This window comes from Streptomyces thermoalcalitolerans (assembly GCF_039525155.1).
GTDB classification, from domain to species: domain Bacteria; phylum Actinomycetota; class Actinomycetes; order Streptomycetales; family Streptomycetaceae; genus Streptomyces; species Streptomyces thermovulgaris.
Genome location: NZ_BAAAHG010000039.1, coordinates 1 through 21409 on the forward strand (window position 1 = coordinate 1; position 21409 = coordinate 21409).

Here is a 21409-nt window from a genome sequence, read left to right on the forward strand (position 1 = left end):
GGGCCCGCCGCCCGAGAAGGCCCGGATCAGGCTGGTCATGACCGGTGACGACCTGGTCGCGCAGGCGCTGCGGGCACGGGCGGCCGGCGCGGTGCGGGGTGCGCTGGAGGCGTGCCGGCGCGGACTGGAGGTGCTCGACGACCACCGGATGACGCTGGGCGCCTCGGAGCTGCGCGCCCGGGCCACCGCGCAGGGCACCGAACTGGGCGCGCTCGCCCAGGAGGCCGCCCTCGCCTCCGGCCGGCCGCGGCGGCTGCTGGTGTGGAGCGAGCGCTGGCGGGCCACCGTGCTGTCCGCCCCGCCCACCCGGCCGCCCGCCGACCACGCCCTGCTCAGCCGTCTGACCGCGTTCCGGGAGATCGCCGCCCGTGCCCAGGCCGCCCGCCAGGACGGGCACCTCGTGCCCGCGCTGGAGCGGGAGCAGCGGCGTCTGGAGCGGGCGATCCGCTGCCGCACCCTGCATCTGCGCGGCGAGGCGCCCGGCGGCGGTGACCGTTTCGACCCGGCCCGGCTGCTGGAACGGCTCGGGGACGCACGGCTGGTCGAACTGGCCGTGCTGAACGGGCGGGTGCATGTGCTGCTGTGCGGCGAGGGGCGGGTGCGGCGCTTCGAGGCCGGCCGGCTCGCCGACGCGGTGACCGAGGCCGAGTACGTGCAGGCGGGACTGCGCCGGCTGGCCCATCCGGGGGCGGCGGCCCGGCTGCCGCTGGTGGAGGCGGCGGGCCGCCGGCTGGAGGAGCTGCTGCTCGGACCCGCCGCCCGGCACCTGGGCTCCGGGCCGGTCGTGGTGGTGCCGCCGGGCTCGCTGCACCGGGTGCCCTGGGCGCTGCTGCCGTCGCTGCGGGAGCGGGTGCTGAGCGTGTCGCCGTCGGCGAGCAGCTGGCTGCGCGCCCGCGAGACCGAGCCGCCGTCGGGCGGCCGTCAGGTGCTGGTCCGCGGGCCGGGACTGGCGACCGGCGGTGCGGAGGTGCCCGAGCTGGCCGACCGGTACGGCACCCCGACCGTCCTGGAGGGACAGGACGCCCAGGTGCCGCGGGTGCTGCGGGAGCTGGACGGGGCCGCGCTCGCGCACATCGCCGCGCACGGCACCTTCCGTGCGGACAGCCCGCTGTTCTCGTCCCTGACGATGGCCGACGGGCCGCTCATCGTGCACGACTTCGAACGCCTGCGCCGCACCCCGTACCGGATCATCCTCTCCTGCTGCGACACCGCCCGGTTCGCCTCGGTGGGCGCCGACGAACTCCTCGGTCTGGTCACGGCGCTGCTGCCGCTCGGCACCGCCGGGGTGGTGGCCTGCAGCGCGCCCGTCAACGACGAGGCGGTGGTCCCCCTGATGCTCGCCCTGCACAAGGGTCTGGACGCCGGGCTCTGTCTGGCCGAGGCGCTGCGCGACGCACGGGCCGCGGTGGCGGGCGACGCCACGCACCAGGCGACGGGGTGGGCGTTCTCGGCGTTCGGAGCGGCCTGAGGGCGAGCGGCCCGAGGTGAGCGTCCAAGGGCGAGCGGCCCGAGGGCGAGGGCGTACCCGCCCGGCCGGGGTCCCGGAGCGGTCGCCCGGGGCCGGACGGTCACCCGGGAGGAGAGGCGAAGGGCCGCGCCGGACTGCTCCGGCACGGCCCTCGTCCTGTGCTCTCGTCTGTCGGGACGGCGGGATTTGAACCCACGACCCCTTGACCCCCAGTCAAGTGCGCTACCAAGCTGCGCCACGTCCCGGTGCGTCCGTGCGGTGACCCGCGTGAACGCGCGAACCAACCCTACCGCACAAAAACGTGTGGTCCGACCGCCTCCCCGAGCACGGCCCCGTGCGCCAGGGCCGGCGCCTCGTCCGGCTCGCTCCCCGCTGCCCGGACGGGCCCGGCGATACGCCGCCGTCATGTGACGACCACATCACTTGATGATCGCGTTGGCCACCACCACGACCAGCCCGATCAGGGCGTCCGCCGCCCCGGTCACCAGGGCGAGCGCCCATGTCCGTCCCGCCCGCCTGCCCGAGACCAGGCCCAGGGCGAAGAGCAGGACGATGTTGAGGACGAACGCCGGGTACTCGACATTGTCGGCGGGCCACCAGCCCCAGCCCGCCCCGGCGAGGATCAGCACGCTGGGCAGCATGGCGGCCACCAGCGGCCACTCGTCGGCCAGGGCCCGCAGGAGCGATGCACGCGAGCGGGGATCACGCTCGGCGATGTGGTGCGCGTAGCCGTGGGCGAAGGCGGAGGCGAACGCGGTCACCAGCAGCCAGGCGGCGTCGTAGCGGCGGTCGGCCGCCGAGTTGTGGCCGTACTCGGTGAGCGCGGCGACCATGGCACTGGCCACCACGGCACCGTAGACCCCGCCGAACAGCATCACGGACAAGGTGTCGTGTCCGGCCCGCCGGGGGACGGTCACCGCGCTGTCGGCCATGAGCGCTCCTCACGGACGTACGGGGACGGTCCTCTCAACGATCACCCGGGCCGCCCGCTCCTGCCACTTCGCCGCGGGCCGCGACAACGTGTCCGTGCACCGGCGGTGATCCCCCGCACTCTGCCGGCGTTCCCTGCGCTCAGCGGCTCGGCTGCCATCGAGGGCGAGGGCGGCCTGGGGTCTGTCGTCAAATGATCTTGGCTGGTGGATCATGGCGGTGTGATACGCCGCCACGAACTGCCCGAGGCCAAGCGGGAGTTCATACAACCGCTGCTGCCGGTCCCGTCACGCAGCCGGAAGCGACGGGACGACCGGACGATCCCCAACGGGACCGTGTGGAAGTTCCGTACCAAAGTGGCCTGGCCAGACCTGCCCGAGCGGTACGGGCCGTGGACCACCCCGCACACCCGCTTCCGCCGGTGGGCCAGGAACGGCACCTTCACCCGGACGCTCCAGGCAGCACAGGCCAGGGCGGACGCCACCGGGACACCGACCGGCCGGTGCCGGTCGACCCCACGCCCGTGCACGCCCACCACCACACCGCCGGAGCCCGAAAAGGAGGCGTCGGGCACTGGGACGGTCACGAGGCGGCCTGACCAGCAGGATTCACCTGGCCTGCGACGCAGCAGCCGCGGTGGCCGGCCCCCGGCGTTCGACCAGCAGCTCCACAAGCGGCGCAACGCGGTGAAACGGTGCTTCAACCAGCTGAAGCAGTGGCACGGCATCCCACCCGCTACGACAAGACGGCCGAGTCCTACCAGGCACCGTCACCCTCGCATCCCTGCTGATGCGGGCGTGACATTTGACGACGGCCCCTAACCCTGAGGGCCGGCCCCGGCGGCATGGCGGTGCCGCGCAAGGGCGACCGTACGGCGTGGACGGTGCACGAGACCCTGCGCGAGGTGTACGCGATCGACCTGTGGCCACCGCGCGAGAGGTCAACCCGTCGCCCCCGCCGGCATGTTGTACGGGGTCACCACCTGGATCGCCGACGGCAGCGTCGGCCCGGCGGGCGGCAGGGCGCCGTGGGCGCGCATCACCAGGTGGCACGCCTCCCGCATGTCCTGGCGCAGATCGTGGTGGAGCACGGCGGACAGCCGGTGCTCGCGCAGCAGGCGGGTGTTGTCCTCGTCGAGATCGTGCGCGATGAACACCGCGCACTCGCGTCCCAGGTCCTGGAACGCCCGCAGGGTGGCGTTGTTGCCGCCGCCGATCGAGTAGACCGCACAGATCTCCGGGTCCCGCTCCAGGGCGTCCCGGACCAGGTCGTACTGCGTGGCGTCCAGGCCCTGCCCCTCGGTGATCTCCACCAGCGTCCGCCGGGGATGGCCGGCCCGCATGACACTGCGGAAGCCCATCTCGCGCTCCTCCTCGTTGCGGAAGAAGCCGCTGCTGAGGCTGGTGAGCACATGGCCGGGCCGGTCGCCCAGCCACTGGCTCATCAGATACGCGGCCGTGGCGCCGGCCGCCCGGTTGTCGATGCCCACATAGGCGAGGCGGGCGCTGGCGGGCAGGTCGGTGACCAGGGTGACGACCGGGATACCGGCCGCCGCCAGCCGACCGACGGCCGCGGTGATCTCGGGGACGTCCGGAGCCTTGAGGATCACGCCCTGCGAGCCGCGCCGCGCGATCCGGTCGAGAACGGCGACCTACTCGCGCACCGGGCCGGTCTCGCGGAAGTGGAAGCGGGAGCGCACCACGGCCGGGTGCAGGGACGGCAGTTCGGCCTCCAGGGCGGCCCGTACGGCGCTGCTGAACCGCTCGGGCGCCTGCATCACGATGTCGATCATGAAGGTGCGGCCCGTCAGCCGGACCTGGGTGCGCTGCCGCTCGAGGTCGGCGATGGCCCGGTACACCTCCTGCGCCGTGCTCTCCCGCACTCCGCCGCGGCCGTTGAGCACCCGGTCGACGGTGGCCTCGCTCAGCCCTGCCTGACGTGCGATCTCACGGATCGGGAAGGGGTGCCCCATACGCACGCTCCTTGAGGGGTTTTTGAGGGCTCGTTGCTGGTTGTTCGACGGGTTTGTCCTGACAATAATGTCAGGACCGCGTCCCCTTCACGGCCACGTCACCCGATGCACGAAAGGACGACGATGTCCTTCACCCCCGCCCACCGCCGGTCCTGGCTGTCCGAGCAGGACTGCGACCTCGACTCCTTCCGCGCGCTCGTCGAGCGCACCACCGACCCCGCCGACTATCCGCACGCCTCCTCGGTGGAGCGGAACGTCCTCCTCTACGACGCCGGACGGCTGCGCGAGGCCGACGACCACCGTGCCGTGCAGGCCGAGCTGGCCCGCGCCCTGGAGGAGGGCCCCGGCGTCGTGGTGTTCCGGGGCGCCTTCCCCGACACCGCGGTGGTCGACCGGGCCACGGCCGTCTTCCAGGGCCTGATCGCCGAGCAGCGCACCTCGGGCGCCGGCGCCGGGGACCACTTCGCCAGGCCCGGCGCCAACGACCGGGTGTGGAACGCCCTGGAGAAGATGGCCCTGCGCGATCCGGAGACGTTCGCCGACTACTACGCCAACGACGTCCTGGCGCTGGTGAGCGAGGCCTGGCTCGGTCCCGGTTACCAGGTCACCTCGCAGGTCAACGTGGTCAACCCGGGCGGTGCGGCCCAGACCGTGCACCGCGACTACCACCTCGGCTTCCTGACCGACGAGGCCGTCGCCGCCTACCCGGCCCATGTCCACCGCCTCTCCCCCGCCCTGACCCTCCAGGGAGCGGTCGCCCACTGCGACATGCCGGTGGAGTCCGGGCCGACGATGTTCCTGCCGTACTCGCAGCGCTACGAGCCGGGCTACCTGGCCTGGCGGCTGCCCGCGTTCCGCGCCTACTTCGAGGCCCACCACGTGCAGCTGCCGCTGGCCAAGGGCGATGCCGTCTTCTTCAACCCGGCGCTCTTCCACGCCGCCGGGGCGAACCGGTCGGCGGACATCCGGCGCATGGCCAATCTGCTGCAGATCTCCTCCGCCTTCGGACGCGCGATGGAGACCGTGAACCGCGAGGCCGTGGTGAACGCGGTCTTCCCGGTGCTGCTCAAGCGCAAGGCCGAGGGCGTGGACGAGGCGTGGCTGCGGCGGGTCGTCGCCGCGAGCGCCGAGGGCTACCCCTTCCCCACCAACCTCGACAACGACCCGCCCGTCGACGGCATGGCCCCGCCCTCCCAGGCGGACGTCGTCCTGCGGGCGGTGCGCGAGGAGTGGACCCCGCAGGCTCTGCGCGACGAGCTGCGGGCGAGCGCCGAGCGACGCGAGAGCTGAGGATCTGAGGGAACGAGGCACCCCGTGGCACTTCTCAGGGAACAGCCCGGCGGGCTGCTCGAGGACAGGATCGTCCTGGTCAACGGCGGCACCCAGGGCGTGGGAGCCGCGATCGCGCGGGCCGCCGTCCGGGAGGGCGCCGTGGTGGCCGTGACGGGCCGGCGGCCGGAGCCGGGCGAGGCGCTGGTGGCGGAGCTGACGGCCGCCGGGGGCGAGGCGATGTTCCTGCGGGCCGACCTCGCCGACGCCGAGCAGGCCAAGGGCTCGGTGGCCCGGGTGGTCGCGGCGCACGGCCGGATCGACTGCCTGGTGAACTCCGCCGGGCTGACCGCCCGCGGCACCCTGCTGGACACCACCCCCGAGCTGTTCGACGCCCATGTCGCGGTCAACCTCAAGGGGCCGTTCTTCGCGATGCAGGCGGCGGTGGCCGACATGGTGGCCCGCAAGGCACCCGGCACGATCGTCAACATCATCACGTCCTCGGCGCACGGCGGGCAGCCCTTCCTCGCGCCCTACGTCGCCGCCAAGGCCGGCCTTGTCGGACTCACCCGCAACGCCGCGCACGCCCACCGTTTCGACCGGATCCGGATCAACGGCCTGAACATCGGCTGGACCGCCACCGAGGGCGAGGACGTCACCCAGCGCACCTTCCACGGCGCCGGCGACGACTGGCAGGAGCAGGCCGCGGCACGGCTGCCGATGGGCAGGCTCGGCCAACCGGACGAGATCGCCGACTTCGTCGTCTTCCTGTTGTCCGAGCGGTCGGGGGTGGTCACCGGTTCGGTGATCGACTGGGACCAGAACGTCCTCGGCGGGCTCGACTGAGCACACCGGACACCCCCCCTTTCCGAGCCCCTTCCCCTTCCCGGGCCCCTTCGACTCCATCCCTTCCGAGTCCTTCAAGGCACTCCTCCCGGCCCTCTCGGCAACGGAACAGCCACCACACACAAGGAGCAGCGGAGCACATGCGCATCGGAATCCTCGGCCTCGGCCGTATCGGCGCCTTCCACGCCGAGACCCTGTCCGGACTCGACTCGGTCACCTCCCTCGTCGTCTCCGACCCGTTCGCGGACGCCGCCAAGGCCGCCGCCGAACGGTTCGGGGCCCAGGTGGCCGACTCGCCCGAGGCCGTCCTGGCCTCCGGGGTGGACGGCATCGTCGTGGCCGCCGCGACCGACGCCCACCCGGCGCTGATCCGCGCCGCCGTGGAGGCGGGCGTGCCCGTCTTCTGCGAGAAGCCCGTGGCCCGCACCATGGCGGAGGGCGTCGAGGTGCTCAAGGTCGTCCAGGACAGCGACGTACCGGTGCAGATCGGCTACAACCGCCGTTTCGACGCCGGCTTCGTCGCCGCCCGCGCCGCCGTGCAGGCCGGTGAGCTGGGCAAGCTGCACACCGTACGGTCGACCACGCTCGACCCGGCGCCGCCCCCGGCCGCGTACGTCGCCGCCTCCGGGGGCATCTTCCGGGACTGCGCGGTGCACGATTTCGACATCATCCGCTGGGTGACCGGGCGGGAGGTGACCGAGGTGTACGCCGTCGGCGGCAACCGGGGCGCCGACTACATCAAGGAGGCCGGTGACGCCGACACCACCGGTGCCGTCCTCACCCTGGACGACGGCACGATCGCGCTGGTCTCCAACAGCCGCCACAACGTCCGCGGCTACGACGTCCGCATGGAGCTGCACGGCTTCAAGGACTCCATCGCGGTCGGCCTGGACGACAAGCTGCCGCTGCGGTCCGTCGAACCGGGCGTGACCTTCCCGGCCGGCACCCCGCACGACTTCTTCATGGACCGCTTCGCCGACGCCTACCGCGCCGAGCTCACCGCCTTCACCGAGGTCGTGGCCGGACGGATCCCCTCGCCGTGCACGGTGGCGGACGCGCTGGAGGCCGGGTGGATCGCGGAGGCGTGCACCCTGTCGCTGCGGGAACACCGGCCGGTGCGCGTCGAGGAGGTCCGGCTCGGCTGACCCCGCGGGCCCGTACGGTCAGCCGGACGGGCCCGCCCCCGCCAGCACCGCCCGCTCACGGGCGGTGCGTACGGCCGCCGAGAGGGTGGCGATGTCGTAGGCACCGTGGTGGCGGCGGCCGTTGACGAAGAAGGTCGGGGTGCCGGAGACCTCGCTGAGGTCGGCCGACTCCACGTCCTGGGCGACCCGTTCCGCTCCCGCCCGCTCGCGCAGGTCCCGGCGGAAGCGGTCGCCGTCGAGCCCGATCCGCTCGGCATGACGCAGGAGGTCGTCGGGGCGCAGATCCCCCTGGTGGCTGATCAGGACGTCGTGCATCTGCCAGTAGCGGCCCTGGCGGGCGGCGGCCTCCGCGGCCTCGGCGGCGAGCTGAGCCCTGGGGTGCACATCGGTCAGCGGCAGATGCCGCCAGACATAGCGCACGTCGTCACCGAACTCGGCGAGCAGCTCGCGCACGACCGGCTCCGCCAGGCCGCAGTACGGGCACTCGTAGTCGCCGTACTCCACCAGGGTCACCGGGGCGTCGCCCGGGCCGCGGACATGGTCGCGCTCGGGGTCGACGGGATCGGCGAGGTCGACGAGGACCTGCCCCTCGCCCAGCAGCGCGCGGGCCCGCCGGTGAGGGGGCAGCAGTGCGATCCCCCTCGTCATCAGCCAGGTGACGAAAAGGGAGCACGGCACGGTCGCCAGAACGCCGATCCTCGCCTCCTCCAGCCGGACGCCGTCGAAGGCGAGGGCGGCGATCAGCAGGGACACGGTGAAGCCCACCCCGGACAGCGTGCCGCCCACGGCGACCGCACCCCAGCCGATCGGCAGACGCAGCCGGCCCAGCCGTGCCGCGAGCCAGGCGGAACCGAGGACGCCGATCGGCTTGCCCAGCACGAAGCCGAGCAGGACGCCGAGGGTGACCGGCGAGGCGAAGGCGTCCGCGAGCCGGGCCGCGCCGAGCGGAACACCGGCGTTGGCCAGCGCGAACACCGGCACGATCAGATAGCTGGTCCAGGGGTGGAGCATCCGCTGCAGCCGTTCGTTGGGCGACAGCGTGGAGGCCAGCCCCTGGCGCAGCACGTGCTCCAGCTCGGGAGTCGGCTGCTCGCGGAAGCGGCGGAAGAGCCGGCTGACGCCCTCCAGGGCGCTCCGCCGGGCCGGGTGGGCGTAGGTCAGCAGGCCCATGACCAGTCCGCTGACCACCGGGTCCACGCCGGAGCGCAGCAGTGCGCCCCACAGGGCCACGGCGGGCAGCACGTACACGGCGGAGAACCGCAGACCGGCCACGCGCAGGGCGATCAGGACGGCGAGGATGCCGAGCGCGGTGAGCAGCGCGGGGACGGAGACGGTCCCGCTGTAGGCGAAGGCGATGACGGCGAGGGCGGCGAAGTCGTCGATCACCGTCACACCCAGGAGGAAGACACGCAGGCCGACGGGCAGCCGGGAGCCGAACACGGCGAGGAAGCCGAGCGCGAAGGCCGTGTCGGTGGACATGGCCGTACCCCAGCCCTGGGCGGTGCCATGACCCGCGTTGACGGTGAGGTAGATCACCACGGGTACGGCCATGCCGCCCATCCCGGCGATCGCCGAGAACGCCAGCCGCCGGCGCTCTCTGAGCTCCCCGATGTCGAGCTCCCGGCGGGCCTCCAGACCGACCACGAAGAAGAACAGCGCCATCAGCCCGCTGTTGACCCACTCCCGCAGCTCCAGGGACACCCCGGCCGAGCCGGCGCTGAGCGACACCCGGGTGCCCCAGAACGCCTCGTAGGTGTCGCCGGGGACATTGGCCCACACCAGCGCGGCGAGCACGGCGACGAACAGCACCGCGGCACTGCCGGTCTCGGTCCGCAGAAAGGCCCGCAACGGACTGCGGGATCCTGCGCCGCAGGTGGTCTGCCCGGTCATGGGGGGCTGCGGCGACGAGGTGGTGCGCTGCGTCCGGGACACGTCGTCAACCTGTGGGGTGGCCGGTCACCGGGCGGCGGGCTGGGCCGGCAGACGGTAGACGTGCCGCGGGGTGATGATCTTCGTGATCTCCTCGCCGAACAGGGTGCTGGGCTCGCTCCCCTCGTGATCGATGTCCGTGTTCAACACGACGACGAGGGTCGTCCGCGCGGAGGGCAGGTAGACGGTCAGGGACTCGTATCCCGGCAGGGAGCCGTTGTGGCCGATCCAGCCCTCCACGTCGAAGATGCCGAGGCCGTATCCGGCGCCGGGGACCGCGGTCGGGGGTGTGGCGAGCCGCTGCCTCTGCAGGGCGGGGCTGAGCAGCCTGCTGCCGTCCGGCAGGACACCGGTGGCGACGGTGCGTGCCCAGGTGCGCAGATCGTCGAGGGTGGAGATCATCGCACCGGCCGCCCAGCCCCAGGAGGGGTTCCAGCCGGCGGCGTCCTGGACCTTCCCGTTCGCGGTCTGGTCGGTGTAGCCCTGCGCATGGGGCTCGGGGAACTCCGCGCCGGCCGGGAAGAGGGTGTGGCGCAGCCCGGCCGGTTCCAGGATGCGGGTGCGTATGCAGTCGGCGAGGGACTGCCCGCTGACCTTCTCGACGACCAGGCCGAGCAGGACGAGGTTGGTGTTGCTGTAGGAGAACTTCTCCCCCGGCGGGAAGAGCACGGGGTGCCTGAAGGCGTAGTCGAGCAGCTGCCGCGGGGTGAAGGACCGGTGCGGACCGGAGGTCAGCGCCCGGTGGAAGTCCTCGTCGGCCGAGTAGTTGAACAGCCCGCTGCGCATTCCGGCGAGCTGGCGCAGGGTGATCCTGTCCCCGTTCGGCACCCCGTCGATATACCTGCCGATGGGGTTGTCCAGCCCCGCCTTGCCCTGGTCGACGAGGTGCAGCAGCGCCGTCACGGTGAAGGTCTTGGTCTCGCTGCCGATCCGCATGTACAGATCGGGCGACATCTTCCGCCCGGTGCGCTTGTCCGCGACGCCGAAGGACTTGACGTACTGCCCGCCGGGCGTCCACACGCCCACGGTCACCCCGGGCACATCGGCCTGCCGCATCACGCGCTGCACGGCCTGGTCGAGGCGGCGGGTCACCTCGGGGGTGAGGGGCTGCACGTCGGACGGCCCCGGGGACGGGGCGGCGGTGCCGGCCCCGGTCACGGCCGTGGGCGCGGCCGAGGCGGTCCCCGCACCGAACGGCGCCGCGAGCATCCCGACGGCGGTCGTGACGACGACGCCTCGGCACAGCCGTGAGCACACCTGCGTCATGGGCCGCCTCCCGACGCGTGAGAACGAAACCCGCGGCCGCCGCCGACGGACGCGGGACGAGATACGGCGTCCTTGTTCCCGCCGGGCGTCCGGCGAATCCCGGCGGAGACCCGACCGGGCCTCGACAGGCCCCGGGGACCCCGGTGGACCTCCGACGGACACACGCCGGACATCGACGTGACCGGCTGCGCACAGACGGCCGGCCCGCGACCTCAGCATAGGAGCGCTCGCACCGCACCGCCCGTCGGCGAGCCGAGACCGGGCGGTGCGGCGGCGCTGCCCGGCCGGCCCAGGCAGGGCTCCCGAGCCCGGGGCCACGAGGAAGGCAACGGGGCAGCCCTGGGTCAGCTCACGCACCAGCTCGTGGCTGGGACCGTCCCCGCGGGTGCGGGGACAACGCAGCCATGAGGCGGTCATGGGCCCGAGGCCGGGACCATCCCCGCGGTTGCAGAAAGCAGCAGCCGCCCCCGCTCGCGGCCGGGATCTCGACGCACCCGCGGGGATGACCCCTACCGCCGTTCGGGGAGTGTCCGATCAACGACGGCCCCAGTGCTGATGGTTGCCGCATGGATGCGACCGAGGCCGCACGCGCCGTCGCAGAAGAACATCGCCCCGACGCGCGCCGCGTTCTTGGGCGGCAGCGTCGTGACAGGTCCCCGCACGGCCACGTCGGACCTCGATGCCGTGGTACTGCTCCACGGAGCCCAGCCCCGCGCCGGGTGAGCCTCCCGTACACGGCTGACCTGTGGAGATGTTCGTGCACACCGATGCACGACGCCCACTTGCGGCAGGCCCGCCTGAACCTCGGGGAGCAGTATTCGCTGCCCCTGTCCGTGCGCATGATCACGCCACGGACGTCGCCGCCCCGGGGCAGCCGTGGCCATGGTGAGCGACGCCACCACCAACCTCGGCGTCGCGCCGGGCACCCGTCACGTAACCGAGCAGCCGACGGGAGAGCAGACCGACAGCCGGCCACCGGAAGGAGACGGCGCTGCCACCAGCCGGTCCGACAGCAGCGACCCGTTGCGCTGTCACGGCCCTCGACCACCAGCCGTCGTCACCCGCGAACCACAGGATGGGAAGGGTTCAGTAAGCCACCAGCCCAGCGCTCGGGCCGCTGAAGTTCAGGTAAAACTTGGTGCCATCGAGAACGTCGGTGGCCGCTGTGCCCCAGGTGTTGTTCTCGATGGTGCGCCAGCCGTTGCAGTAAGCGTTCCCCTTCGTGGGCAAGAAGCAAGTCCGCACCTGAATACGGCCGTTCGTCGGCTTGACATTGATGTCGTAGCAATTGGGCGTGGTGGTCGGGTATACGCTGCCGTACCAGAACCACCCGTTGTCGTACAGGCTGCTCTTGTAGCTCTTTGCGCTGCCATAACAGGTCGCCGCGCTGGCCGGCGTGCCGACCGCGACGGTCAGCGCGCCGGCCGCCAGGGCAGCGGCGGTCAGGATTCCGATGACGCGCGAACGCAGGCGTATGAATGTCCGGTCCCGATCGGTGCTCACCGCACTCCTCATCTCTTGGCCGCCCTTGGCGGCAACACTCGTCCTCACGCCGTAGCGGGCGAATCCGTCCCGGGACCCGCCAACTGTGGGCGGGTCCCGGGATGACCCGTGAAACCACACGCACTGTCGGCCGCAAAGCATCGGCGGACTCCATGTCACGGAGACCAGGCATTCGAGTCCGCAGCAGGCCGCGGCATGCGGTCGCAGAAATTTCTCACACGGCGATACCGTTACGGCCGCATAAACACTGCGATACCGTGGAGTTGTCTCCTGTCAACTTGTGCGCGCGTTCCACGCGTTCGTACTGCCTCGATCGTTTCAGCAGGTCGAGGAACTCGAAATGCGCACCGCGTTGAGTTGTCCGCCCGTGACGTCGAAGGCGCTCTCCGGCGGAAGGCAGGCGGTTGCGCCGTTCACCCAGCGGATGTACGCCACGTCGTCATGGCGCGTGTTGACCACGGTCAGAGGGGCCGAGGGCTTGGAGGGGAGCGGCTGCCACGTGGAGGTGACATCCTTGAAACGACCGATGATGGACCCGTTCTTGATGAAGCACACGTACGGGTACGGGCACGTGGCGGCAGCGGTGACTTCCCCTCTGAGCAGCGTCCCCTGTACCTGCGGCTGGGCACTTGCGGGTGCAGCGGATACCGCTGCCGCGATACCGGCCGCCGCGATTGCCACCGCACCGGCTTTGAGATGAGCACGAACCTTCACGATCTGTACAGCCCTTTCGTCGACAGCTCACGTTCCCAGCGCGCCGGCAATGTCTCGTCCATTCGCTTCTCGGATTTCGTCGACCACCGCGCTGGAGGCCACCAGCCTGCGCCAGCCAGGTCTGTCGTCGCGACGTTTTGTGCCACGATTTGATCAGGTTCGAATGCACGGTCGCTGAACCAGCGTGCCGGACAGGGGGGAGGAGCATGATCGAACTCACTGTGGACGCCGCCGGGCTCGCCCGCTCCCGCTTCGCCGTTTCGCCGCTGCACGAGGTCGTCGCGACGTTGCTGCCCTGGGGCCTGCAACCGGCCCCCGACGCCGATCCGTGGGTCGTTCACGCGCGGCGCGTGCTGCGCCGGGCCCGACTGCCGCTGCTGTCCGAATTGGCCCTGGACGCACCCGGATACGTGCCCGACTTCCTCAGCCCGTACCCGTCCGGGCCCTCACCCACCGTCGAGGAGGAGCTGGAGCAGGTCCGGTGCACTCCGCCCGAGCGCGTCCTGAGCGAGCTCAACGCGTTACACGACGGGCGGCCGTGCAACGGCCTCGCCGGTTCCGGGCTGCCGGAGGGGGTGCGGCGGGCCATGACGCGGGGTGGTGCGCACGTGGCCCGGCAAGTGGCGGACGAGCTGCGGCGCTATTGGGAACTGGCCTTCGCCCCGCACTGGGAGGCCGTCAAGGCTGTCCTCGACGCGGAGGTCGGCCGATGCGCCGGCGTGCTGGCCGGGTACGGAGCAGCGAGGCTCTTCAACTCCTTGCATCCCTGGATCGAGTGGGCTGACGGCACCCTGCGTGTCAAGAGTCGGTTGCGCATCGCTCTGTCCGTGCCCATGGTGGTCGTCGTGCCGTCGGTCGTCGCACCTCGGCCGGCCGTGGCCGTGGACCCCACGCACGAAGGAGACCGGCCCCCGATGCTCGTCTATCCCGTACGTGACAAGGCCATCGCCGACATCGTCCCTCCGGCAAGCCCCTCCACCGAAATGGCCCGGTTGCTCGGTCACACCCGAGCCAGCCTCCTCGCCGCACTGACACAACCGGCCTCCACCGCACAGCTGGCGGCACGTCACTTCCTCAGCCCCGCCACGGTCTCCTACCACCTCGGCGTCCTGCACCGGGCCGGCCTCGTCACTCGCGCCCGGTCCGGCCGGTCGGTGCTCTACCGCCGCACACCCGAAGGGTCCCGACTGGCGAGAAGCCGGGGAGACGGGCTGCGGACACGGTGGGATGGCGGTGATGTACGGAAGCGGCAGGAGCGACAGGAACAACCGCGACCGGTCGCCGTCTCAACCAAACGCGGTGGGTGAAACCGCCCGGCTACACCCCCCGCCAAAGGTTGGCGAATGCCGCGTCCTCGATGGCGCGGCGCTGGCGTACCGCCTCCAGTTCCATCACCGCGTCGTGGACGGCGGCGAGGACGGTGAGGGTCGCGTCGTCGGTGATGCCCGGTTCCGTGGCGGCCGGCTCGTCGAGGATGCCGACGGCCGCCGCCAGGGTGAGGAGCACGGGCTCGTCGGCCGCCCAGCGGCAGGCGGCGCGGCGTCGGGCCCGGGTGTCGGTGAGGACCGGGCGGCCACCGCGGACGGGCAGCCAGCGGCCGCGTTCCCAGGTGAGCTCGCCCTCCTGCTCCAGGGCGGTCAGGTAGGTCGACGTCAGGCCGTTGCCGCGTCGCCAGAGCCAGTCCTGGAGGGTCTCGTACGGCACCTGCCGTCTCAGCAGGGCGGCTGCCTCGTGCAGCAGACGGTCGTCGGGTTCCGGCTGCGGCCGCGGCACGATGCGGTCGCCGTCCAGGGTCAGGGTTCCGGCCCGCAGCAGGTCGTACGTCTCGGCGCCGGCCAGGGCCAGGGAGAGGTCTCCGCGTTCCAGCGGGCGGCTCGGCTTCACGTCCAGGGCCACGATCACCAGGTCACGCGCTGTGCTCATGATGATGCTCCTCGCCGAGGACGTGCCCGCATGCCGGCGTCCGTGTGTGCGTGTACGGGCCGACTGTAGCGCGGCCGGGTGGCGGGGCGCCGGGTGTCCGTCACCCGTACAGCGCCGGGCGTTCCGCCAGCTCCACCTCCACCCGGCCGCCCTCCGTCAGGGACCGTACGCCCGCCTCGCAGACGGCGGCGGCCACGTAGCCGTCCCAGGCGGTGGGGCCGGTGGTCTCGCCGCGGCGGGTGGCGTCGACCCAGGCCTGGACCTCGCGGTCGTAGGCGGCGTGGAAGCGTTCGAGGTAGTCCTGGGCGATGGTGCCGCCCCAGCGTCCGGCCGTGTGGGTGACCATGGCGTGGCCGTCGCCGACGCGGGCCGTGCCCCGTTCGCAGACGGCCTCGGCCTGGACCTGGTAGCCGAAGCCGCAGTTGACGAAGATCTCCACGTCGGCGATGGCGCCGTCGGCCGTTTCGAGGATCACGAACTGCGGGTCCTGGAGGCCGTCCGGGGCGTGGGCGGACGGGGTGGGGCGCAGGACCGTCACCGCTGTGATCTCCTGGTCGAGCAGCCAGCGGGTGATGTCCGCCTCGTGGGCGACCGAGTCCCTGATCAGCATGTCGCTGGTCCAGCCGGAGGGGCTGGCCGCATTGCGGTGACGGTGGTGCAGCAGCAGGGGGCGGCCCAGCCGGCCGGTCCGCAGCAGCCGGTGGAGTTCGATGTACTCGGTGTCGTAGCGCCGCATGAAGCCCACCTGGATGCGCCGCCGGCCCAGCTTCTGCTCGGCCTGAAGCACGCGCAGGGCGGAGGCGGTGTCCGGGGTGAGCGGTTTCTCGCACAGGACGGGCAGGTCGCGGTCGAGGGCCGCCAGCAGTGCCGCCTCGTGGGCGGCGCCCGGTGAGGCGATGAGCACCGCGTCGACATCGGCCGCCGCCATCGCCGCGGCCGGGTCGGTGTGGGCGGGGCAGCCCCCGACGCGGGCCGCGACGGCCTCGGCGCGTGCCGCGTCGACGTCGACGACGGCGCTCACCCGGGCTCCGCTGATGACCTCGTGGATGCGGCGTGCGTGGTCGGCGCCCATCCGGCCGGCGCCGATGACGGCGACGTTCAGGGGTGGTGACGTCGAGGGCGCCGGCGACGCCGGTGTTGCCGACGGTGTCGGTGACGTCCGTGGCGTCGGGGGCGTCGGCGGCCGGGCCATGGGGTCCCCTCTCGGGTGGTCAGGCTCCGCAGGACCTGAGGAACTTGCGGGTGCGCACCGCGATGGGCAGCGGCTTGTCCGGGTCGCACGGGTACATGTCCTGCTCGACGATCGCGAACAGGTCCACGCCGAGGTTCTGTGCGGCCTGGAGGACGGGTTCCAGGGCCGGTACGCCGCCGGGCGGTTCGCACATCACACCGCGCTGGACCGCAGGTCCGAAGGGCAGCTCGTTCGCCACCACCTCGGCGAGGATGTCCGGGTCGACCTGCTTGAGGTGCAGGTAGCCGATGCGCTCGCCGTAGGTCTCGATCAGCTTGACGCTGTCGCCGCCGCAGTAGGCGTAGTGCCCGGTGTCCAGGCACAGGTTGACCAGGCCGGAGTCGGTGGAGTCCAGGAAGCGTTCGACGTTGGCCTCGGTGTCGATGTGGGTGTCGGCGTGCGGGTGCACGACGATGTCGAGGCCGTACGTCTCCTTGACCTGGCGCCCGAGCCGTTCCATGCCCCGGGCCAGGTGGCCCCACTGCTCGGCGGTCAGCTCCGGCGGCTCCAGGATCTCGGCGGTCTTGTCGTCCCGCCAGAAGGAGGGGATGACCACGAGGTGCCTGGCGCCCATGGCCTGGGTGAGGGAGGCCACCTGGCTGACGTGCTCCCAGGTGGCCTCCCACACCGACGGGCCGCGGTGCAGGCCGGCGAAGACCGTGCCCGCCGAGACCTTGAGGTTGCGCCGGTTCACCTCCTCGGTGAGCCGGGCCGGGTCGGTCGGCAGGTAGCCGTAGGGGCCGAGCTCGATCCAGGAGTAGCCGGCCTCGGCGACCTCGTCGAGGAAGCGCTGCCAGGGCACCTGCTGGGGGTCGTCGGCGAACCAGACGCCCCAGGAGTCGGGGGCGGAACCGACCCGGATGCGGTCCAGCACAGGGGTCATGTCAGGACTTCCCTTCCGAAGGCGCCGCCGCGGGCGCGGCGGACGCTGAGAGGTCTTCCGCGTCGGGGAGTTCCTCGACGTCGACGCCTCGGACCTGTGCGAGTTCGTGCTTGAGGGCGGCGAGTTCGGCGCCGCCGGCCATGTGGTTGGTCAGCTCCTCGAGGGTGACCTCGTCGCGTGCGGCGGAGAGCTCGAGGGTGCCCAGGCGCAGCACGCTGAAGTGGTCGCCGACCATGTAGGCGTGGTGGGGGTTGTGGGTGATGAAGATGACGCCGAGGCCGCGGTCGCGGGCGGCGGCGATGTACTTGAGGACGACCCCGGACTGCTTGACGCCGAGGGCGGCGGTGGGCTCGTCCAGGATCAGGACGCGGGCGCCGAAGTAGACGGCGCGGGCGATGGCCACGCACTGGCGCTGGCCGCCGGAGAGGGTGCCGATGGGCTGTTCCAGGTCGTCCAGGACGATGCCCATGTTGCGCAGTTCCTCGTCCGCGGTCTTCTTCATGCGGGCGATGTCGAGGCGCCGGAAGGGCCAGGGGCCCTTGGTCATCTCGGAGCCGAGGAAGAAGTTGCGCCACACCGGCATGAGCGGGACGGTCGCGAGGTCCTGGTAGACGGTGGCGATGCCCCGGTCGAGGGCTTCGCGCGGGGTGGTGAAGCGGACCGGTTCGCCGTCGACGAGGAACTCGCCCTCGGTGTGCTGGTGCAGCCCGGAGATGATCTTGATGAGGGTGGACTTGCCGGCGCCGTTGTCGCCGAGGACGCAGGTGACCGTGCCGGGGTGGACGGCGAGGTCGACGCCGTGCAGGGCGCGGATGTTGCCGTAGGACTTGCCGGCGCCGCGGAGTTCGACGATGGGCCGGTCCCCCGTGGACGGGGTGTCCTTCGGGGCGTCCTTCGGGGTGGCGCCGCGGGCTGCGGTGTTGTCGGTGGTCATGGCGGTCACCTCCGGGTCGCCGTGCGGTGGACCCACAGATTGATGAGGACGGCGCCGAGCAGCATCACGCCGAGGAAGGTCTTGAACCAGTCGGGGTTCCAGCCGGCGTAGACGATGCCCTGCTGCACCATGCCGAACATGAAGGCGCCGAAGACCGGGCCGATGGCGGAGCCGTAGCCGCCGGTGAGCAAGCAGCCGCCGATGACGGCCGCGGCGATGTAGATGAGCTCCTGGCCGACGCCCTCGCCGGACTGCACGGCGTTGAAGGAGAACAGCTGGTGCATGCCGACGAACCAGGCGCCGAAGCCGACCAGCATGAACAGGCTGATCTTGGTGAAGGTGACGGGGACGCCGACCGCACGGGCGGAGTCCTTGTTGCCGCCCACCGCGAAGATCCAGTTGCCGTACTTGGTGCGCAGCAGCACCCAGGTGGCGAGGGCCGCGAAGAACAGCCACCACACGACGGTGATCTTCACCTGGATCCCGCCGACCTCGAAGGAGGAGGCGAAGATCGCCTTGGCCTGGTCGAAGCCGTCCATGTCGCTGATGTCGTCGGTGGCGACGTTGCCGGTGACCAGGCGGGTGACGGCGAGGTTCGTGCCCTGGAGGATCAGGAAGGTGCCCAGGGTGACGAGGAAGCTCGGCAGCCCGGTCCGCACCAGCATCCAGCCGTTGAACAGGCCGACCGCGAGCGACACGGCCAGGGCGACGATCACACCGACCCAGACGTTCAGCGTCAGCTGGTAGCTGAGCATGCTGGCGGTGAGCGCCGAGGTGATCACGGCGACGCCGGACGACAGGTCGAACTCGCCGCCGATCATCAGCAGGGCCACCGGGAGCGCCATGATCCCGATGGTCGAGGACTGGTACAGGATGTTCGCCATCGAGCTGCCGTCGCGCACCGGTGGTGCCATGACGAGGAAGAAGACGAACACGGCGACGGCGCCGAGGAAGACCCCCACCTCCGGGCGGGCGAGCAGCCGCAGCACCAGCGGACGCCGTATGGTGCGGCCGTCGGTCTGCCGGGAGCCGGGGGCCGGCGGTGTGGCCACCGCCGGCGCGGCTTGCTGGGTCATGTCGATCACCGAGTACCCTTCTCGGCGAATTCGGCGATCTTGTCGACGTTGGACTTGTCGACGAAAGCGGGGCCGGTCAGCACCGGCTGCTCGCCGCCGCCGCTGTAGTTGCCGTTGTTCTTGTACAGCCACAGGGAGTCGACCGCGAGGTAGCCCTGCAGGTAGGGCTGCTGGTCGACGGCGAACTGGATGGTGCCCTTCTTGATGGCGCCGGTCAGCTCCTTGTTGAGGTCGAAGGTGGCGACCTTCGCCTTGCTGCCGGCGTCGCCCACCGACTGCACCGCGGTCATGGCGATGGGGGCACCGAGGGTGGCCACGTAGTCGATGCTCTTGTCCTGCTTGAGCTTGGCGGTGATGGTCGACTTCACCGACGGCATGTCGGCGCCGTTGACGTACAGGATCTGGGTGGAGCCCTTGAATGTCTTCTTCAGGCCGTCGCAGCGCTGGGTCAGACCGACGTTGCCCTGCTCGTGGATCACGCAGACGGTCTTCTTGGCGCCGACCTCGTTGAGCTTCTTGCCGAAGGCCTCGCCCGAGATGGACTCGTCCTGGCCGAAGAACGACATCAGGCCGAGCTTCTGCCATTCGCCCATGCCGGAGTTGAGGCCGACCACGGGTATGCCGCTGCTCTCGGCCTTGGCCAGGACGCTCTTCATCGCGTCCGGCTTGGCGAGGGTGACGGCGATGCCGTCGACCTTCTGGTCGATGGCGTTCTGCACCAGGTTGGCCTGGTTTCCGGCGTTGGGGTCGGCGGTGTAGACGAGCTTGATGTTGTCCTTGGCGGCGGCGGCCTCGGCGCCCTTGCGGACGATGTCCCAGAAGGTGTCACCGGGGGCCTGGTGCGTGATCAGCGCGACCGTCATCCGGGGCGTGGTGGCCTTGCCGGCCGAGGCGGCGTTCCCGCCCTCCTCCGCCTTCTTCCCGCCCGAGCTGCTGGAGCAGCCGGCGAGGGTCAGGGCCGCTGCCGCGGCCATGGCCACGACGGAGGCGAGTCTGCGAGAGCGAGAAGAGCGGTCCATCTGTCCTGCACCTCACTGTGGTACGAGGGGGAAAAGGAAAGAGATCGGGACGATCCGGCGGTCCGGAGCCGCTGGGGGACGGTTCCGGGCCATGCGCCGCGTGCGCGGCCATCGCGTTGGGACCGGATCCAAACCGGTGACGCACCTGCTGTCAATACTTTGTTAAGACATCATTTCACTCGCTAGTCCGAATGTAAGTACAAACTATTGACAGTGCGGTCCCGGAGCCCTACATCTGGGAAACGGCAGGTCCCCGGACCCGCGTCTCCATTGTCGCGGGCTCGTCCGAGAGCCATGCCCCCGCCCAGCTCAAGGAGCTTTGCACATGGACGAGTCAGCCCAGCCTTTCGATTTGATCACGATGGGACGCATCGGCGTCGATCTCTATCCTCTGCAGTCCGGTGTGCCCCTGGCACAGGTGGAGACTTTCGGCAAGTTCCTGGGCGGTTCGGCCGCCAACGTGGCCGTCGCCGCGGCCCGGCTCGGCCGCTCCTCCGCGGTGATCACCCGCACCGGCGACGATCCCTTCGGTGTCTATCTGCACGAGGCCCTGAAGGAATTCGGTGTCGACGACCGCTGGGTCACACCGGTCGCGCAGTACCCGACCCCGGTGACCTTCTGCGAGATTTTCCCGCCGGACGATTTCCCTCTCTACTTCTACCGCCGGCCCAAGGCGCCGGACCTGGAGATCCGCACCGATGAGCTGGACCTTTCCGCCATCCGGGCCACCCGGATCTTCTGGATCACCGGCACCGGTCTGAGCGAGGAGCCCAGCCGCTCCGCCACGCTGGCCGCCCTCATGGCGCGCGACAAGGCGGGCATCACGGTGTTCGACCTCGACTGGCGGCCGATGTTCTGGCGTGATCCCGACCATGCCCGTCCGTACTACGCCGAGGCGCTGCGGCATGTCACCGTGGCCGTCGGCAACGTCGACGAGTGCGAGATCGCCACCGGTGTGCGCGCGCCCGAGGCCTGCGCCGAGGCGCTGCTGGAGGCCGGTGTGGAGCTGGCCGTCGTCAAGCAGGGCCCCAAGGGCGTCCTCGCGGTGCACCGGGACGGCACCCGCGCCGAGGTCCCGCCGGTGCCCGTCGAGGTCGTCAACGGCCTCGGCGCCGGCGACGCCTTCGGCGGTTCGCTCTGCCACGGACTGCTGGCCGGCTGGGACCTGGCGAGAATCATGCGGTACGCCAATGCGGCCGGCGCCCTTGTCGCCTCCCGTCTTGCCTGCTCCTCCGCGATGCCCACCGAGGCGGAGATCGACGACCTCCTCGCGCGAGCCACCCCCTGAACGGAGCTACCTG

Annotated in this window: 18 protein-coding genes, 1 tRNA gene and 1 pseudogene; 7 read left to right on the forward strand and 13 right to left on the reverse strand. The window is 71.3% G+C overall.

Features of this window, described 5'->3' with window-relative positions; translation table 11 throughout:
- A partial coding sequence (locus ABD224_RS20690) for a CHAT domain-containing protein (protein ID WP_344052048.1) occupies positions 1-1468 on the forward strand: 1468 nt, incomplete at its 5' end.
- 171 nt (positions 1469-1639) lie between these two features.
- Here the strand turns inward: ABD224_RS20690 and ABD224_RS20695 are convergent.
- Positions 1640-1713: transfer RNA gene (locus tag ABD224_RS20695), tRNA-Pro, on the reverse strand.
- Positions 1714-1887: 174 nt separating this feature from the next.
- Positions 1888-2400, reverse strand: coding sequence for a hypothetical protein (locus ABD224_RS20700; protein WP_344052051.1), 513 nt, complete (start codon positions 2398-2400; stop codon positions 1888-1890).
- 219 nt (positions 2401-2619) lie between these two features.
- Between ABD224_RS20700 and ABD224_RS29490 the strand changes: the two genes are divergently transcribed.
- Positions 2620-3219 carry a transposase gene (locus tag ABD224_RS29490; RefSeq protein ID WP_425581024.1) on the forward strand — a complete coding sequence of 200 codons (600 nt, stop codon included), beginning with the start codon at positions 2620-2622 and terminating at the stop codon, positions 3217-3219.
- 119 nt (positions 3220-3338) lie between these two features.
- Here ABD224_RS29490 and ABD224_RS20705 read toward each other — a convergent pair.
- Positions 3339-4370, reverse strand: a pseudogene (locus tag ABD224_RS20705) (LacI family DNA-binding transcriptional regulator).
- A gap of 123 nt (positions 4371-4493) precedes the next feature.
- On the opposite strand from ABD224_RS20705, the gene ABD224_RS20710 reads away from it, so the two are divergent.
- The 3 genes from ABD224_RS20710 (at position 4494) to ABD224_RS20720 (ending at position 7630) form a co-directional block, all read left to right on the forward strand.
- Complete coding sequence (locus ABD224_RS20710; RefSeq protein WP_344052053.1) at positions 4494-5660, forward strand: phytanoyl-CoA dioxygenase family protein; 1167 nt, start codon at positions 4494-4496, stop codon at positions 5658-5660.
- A gap of 24 nt (positions 5661-5684) precedes the next feature.
- Positions 5685-6485, forward strand: a complete 801-nt coding sequence (locus ABD224_RS20715) for an SDR family oxidoreductase (protein ID WP_344052055.1) — start codon at positions 5685-5687, stop codon at positions 6483-6485.
- A gap of 140 nt (positions 6486-6625) precedes the next feature.
- Positions 6626-7630 carry a Gfo/Idh/MocA family protein gene (locus ABD224_RS20720; protein ID WP_344052058.1) on the forward strand — a complete coding sequence of 335 codons (1005 nt, stop codon included), beginning with the start codon at positions 6626-6628 and terminating at the stop codon, positions 7628-7630.
- Between the two features lie 18 nt (positions 7631-7648).
- On the opposite strand, the gene nhaA is transcribed toward ABD224_RS20720, so the two are convergent.
- The 4 genes from nhaA to ABD224_RS20740 all read right to left on the reverse strand — a co-directional run bounded on the left by nhaA (position 7649) and on the right by ABD224_RS20740 (position 13042).
- The gene (nhaA, locus tag ABD224_RS20725; RefSeq protein ID WP_344052163.1) at positions 7649-9520 is read right to left on the reverse strand and encodes a Na+/H+ antiporter NhaA; all 1872 of its coding nucleotides are present in this window, start codon (positions 9518-9520) and stop codon (positions 7649-7651) included.
- Between the two features lie 66 nt (positions 9521-9586).
- The gene (locus tag ABD224_RS20730) at positions 9587-10825 is read right to left on the reverse strand and encodes a serine hydrolase domain-containing protein (RefSeq protein WP_344052060.1); all 1239 of its coding nucleotides are present in this window, start codon (positions 10823-10825) and stop codon (positions 9587-9589) included.
- Between the two features lie 1086 nt (positions 10826-11911).
- Positions 11912-12328, reverse strand: a complete 417-nt coding sequence (locus ABD224_RS20735) for a hypothetical protein (protein WP_344052062.1) — start codon at positions 12326-12328, stop codon at positions 11912-11914.
- Between the two features lie 318 nt (positions 12329-12646).
- The gene (locus ABD224_RS20740) at positions 12647-13042 is read right to left on the reverse strand and encodes a hypothetical protein (RefSeq protein WP_344052064.1); all 396 of its coding nucleotides are present in this window, start codon (positions 13040-13042) and stop codon (positions 12647-12649) included.
- Between the two features lie 206 nt (positions 13043-13248).
- Between ABD224_RS20740 and ABD224_RS20745 the strand changes: the two genes are divergently transcribed.
- Positions 13249-14349 carry an ArsR/SmtB family transcription factor gene (locus ABD224_RS20745; RefSeq protein ID WP_344052066.1) on the forward strand — a complete coding sequence of 367 codons (1101 nt, stop codon included), beginning with the start codon at positions 13249-13251 and terminating at the stop codon, positions 14347-14349.
- Positions 14350-14359: 10 nt separating this feature from the next.
- On the opposite strand, the gene ABD224_RS20750 is transcribed toward ABD224_RS20745, so the two are convergent.
- The 6 genes from ABD224_RS20750 to ABD224_RS20775 all read right to left on the reverse strand — a co-directional run bounded on the left by ABD224_RS20750 (position 14360) and on the right by ABD224_RS20775 (position 20108).
- On the reverse strand, positions 14360-14965 hold the full coding sequence (locus ABD224_RS20750) for a GOLPH3/VPS74 family protein (protein WP_344052068.1): 606 nt from the start codon (positions 14963-14965) through the stop codon (positions 14360-14362).
- Between the two features lie 100 nt (positions 14966-15065).
- The gene (locus tag ABD224_RS20755) at positions 15066-16067 is read right to left on the reverse strand and encodes a Gfo/Idh/MocA family protein (RefSeq protein ID WP_344052165.1); all 1002 of its coding nucleotides are present in this window, start codon (positions 16065-16067) and stop codon (positions 15066-15068) included.
- 109 nt (positions 16068-16176) lie between these two features.
- Positions 16177-17079 carry a sugar phosphate isomerase/epimerase family protein gene (locus ABD224_RS20760; protein ID WP_344052070.1) on the reverse strand — a complete coding sequence of 301 codons (903 nt, stop codon included), beginning with the start codon at positions 17077-17079 and terminating at the stop codon, positions 16177-16179.
- 1 nt (position 17080) lies between these two features.
- Positions 17081-18013: an ATP-binding cassette domain-containing protein gene (locus tag ABD224_RS20765; RefSeq protein ID WP_344052072.1), complete on the reverse strand. Its 933-nt coding sequence runs from the start codon at positions 18011-18013 to the stop codon at positions 17081-17083.
- A gap of 5 nt (positions 18014-18018) precedes the next feature.
- Positions 18019-19095: an ABC transporter permease gene (locus ABD224_RS20770; RefSeq protein ID WP_344052167.1), complete on the reverse strand. Its 1077-nt coding sequence runs from the start codon at positions 19093-19095 to the stop codon at positions 18019-18021.
- Positions 19095-20108: a sugar ABC transporter substrate-binding protein gene (locus ABD224_RS20775; protein ID WP_344052074.1), complete on the reverse strand. Its 1014-nt coding sequence runs from the start codon at positions 20106-20108 to the stop codon at positions 19095-19097. The genes ABD224_RS20770 and ABD224_RS20775 overlap by 1 nt, the downstream gene beginning before the upstream one ends.
- Positions 20109-20433: 325 nt before the next feature.
- Between ABD224_RS20775 and iolC the strand changes: the two genes are divergently transcribed.
- Complete coding sequence (iolC, locus tag ABD224_RS20780; RefSeq protein WP_344052076.1) at positions 20434-21396, forward strand: 5-dehydro-2-deoxygluconokinase; 963 nt, start codon at positions 20434-20436, stop codon at positions 21394-21396.
- Positions 21397-21409 lie beyond the last annotated feature (13 nt).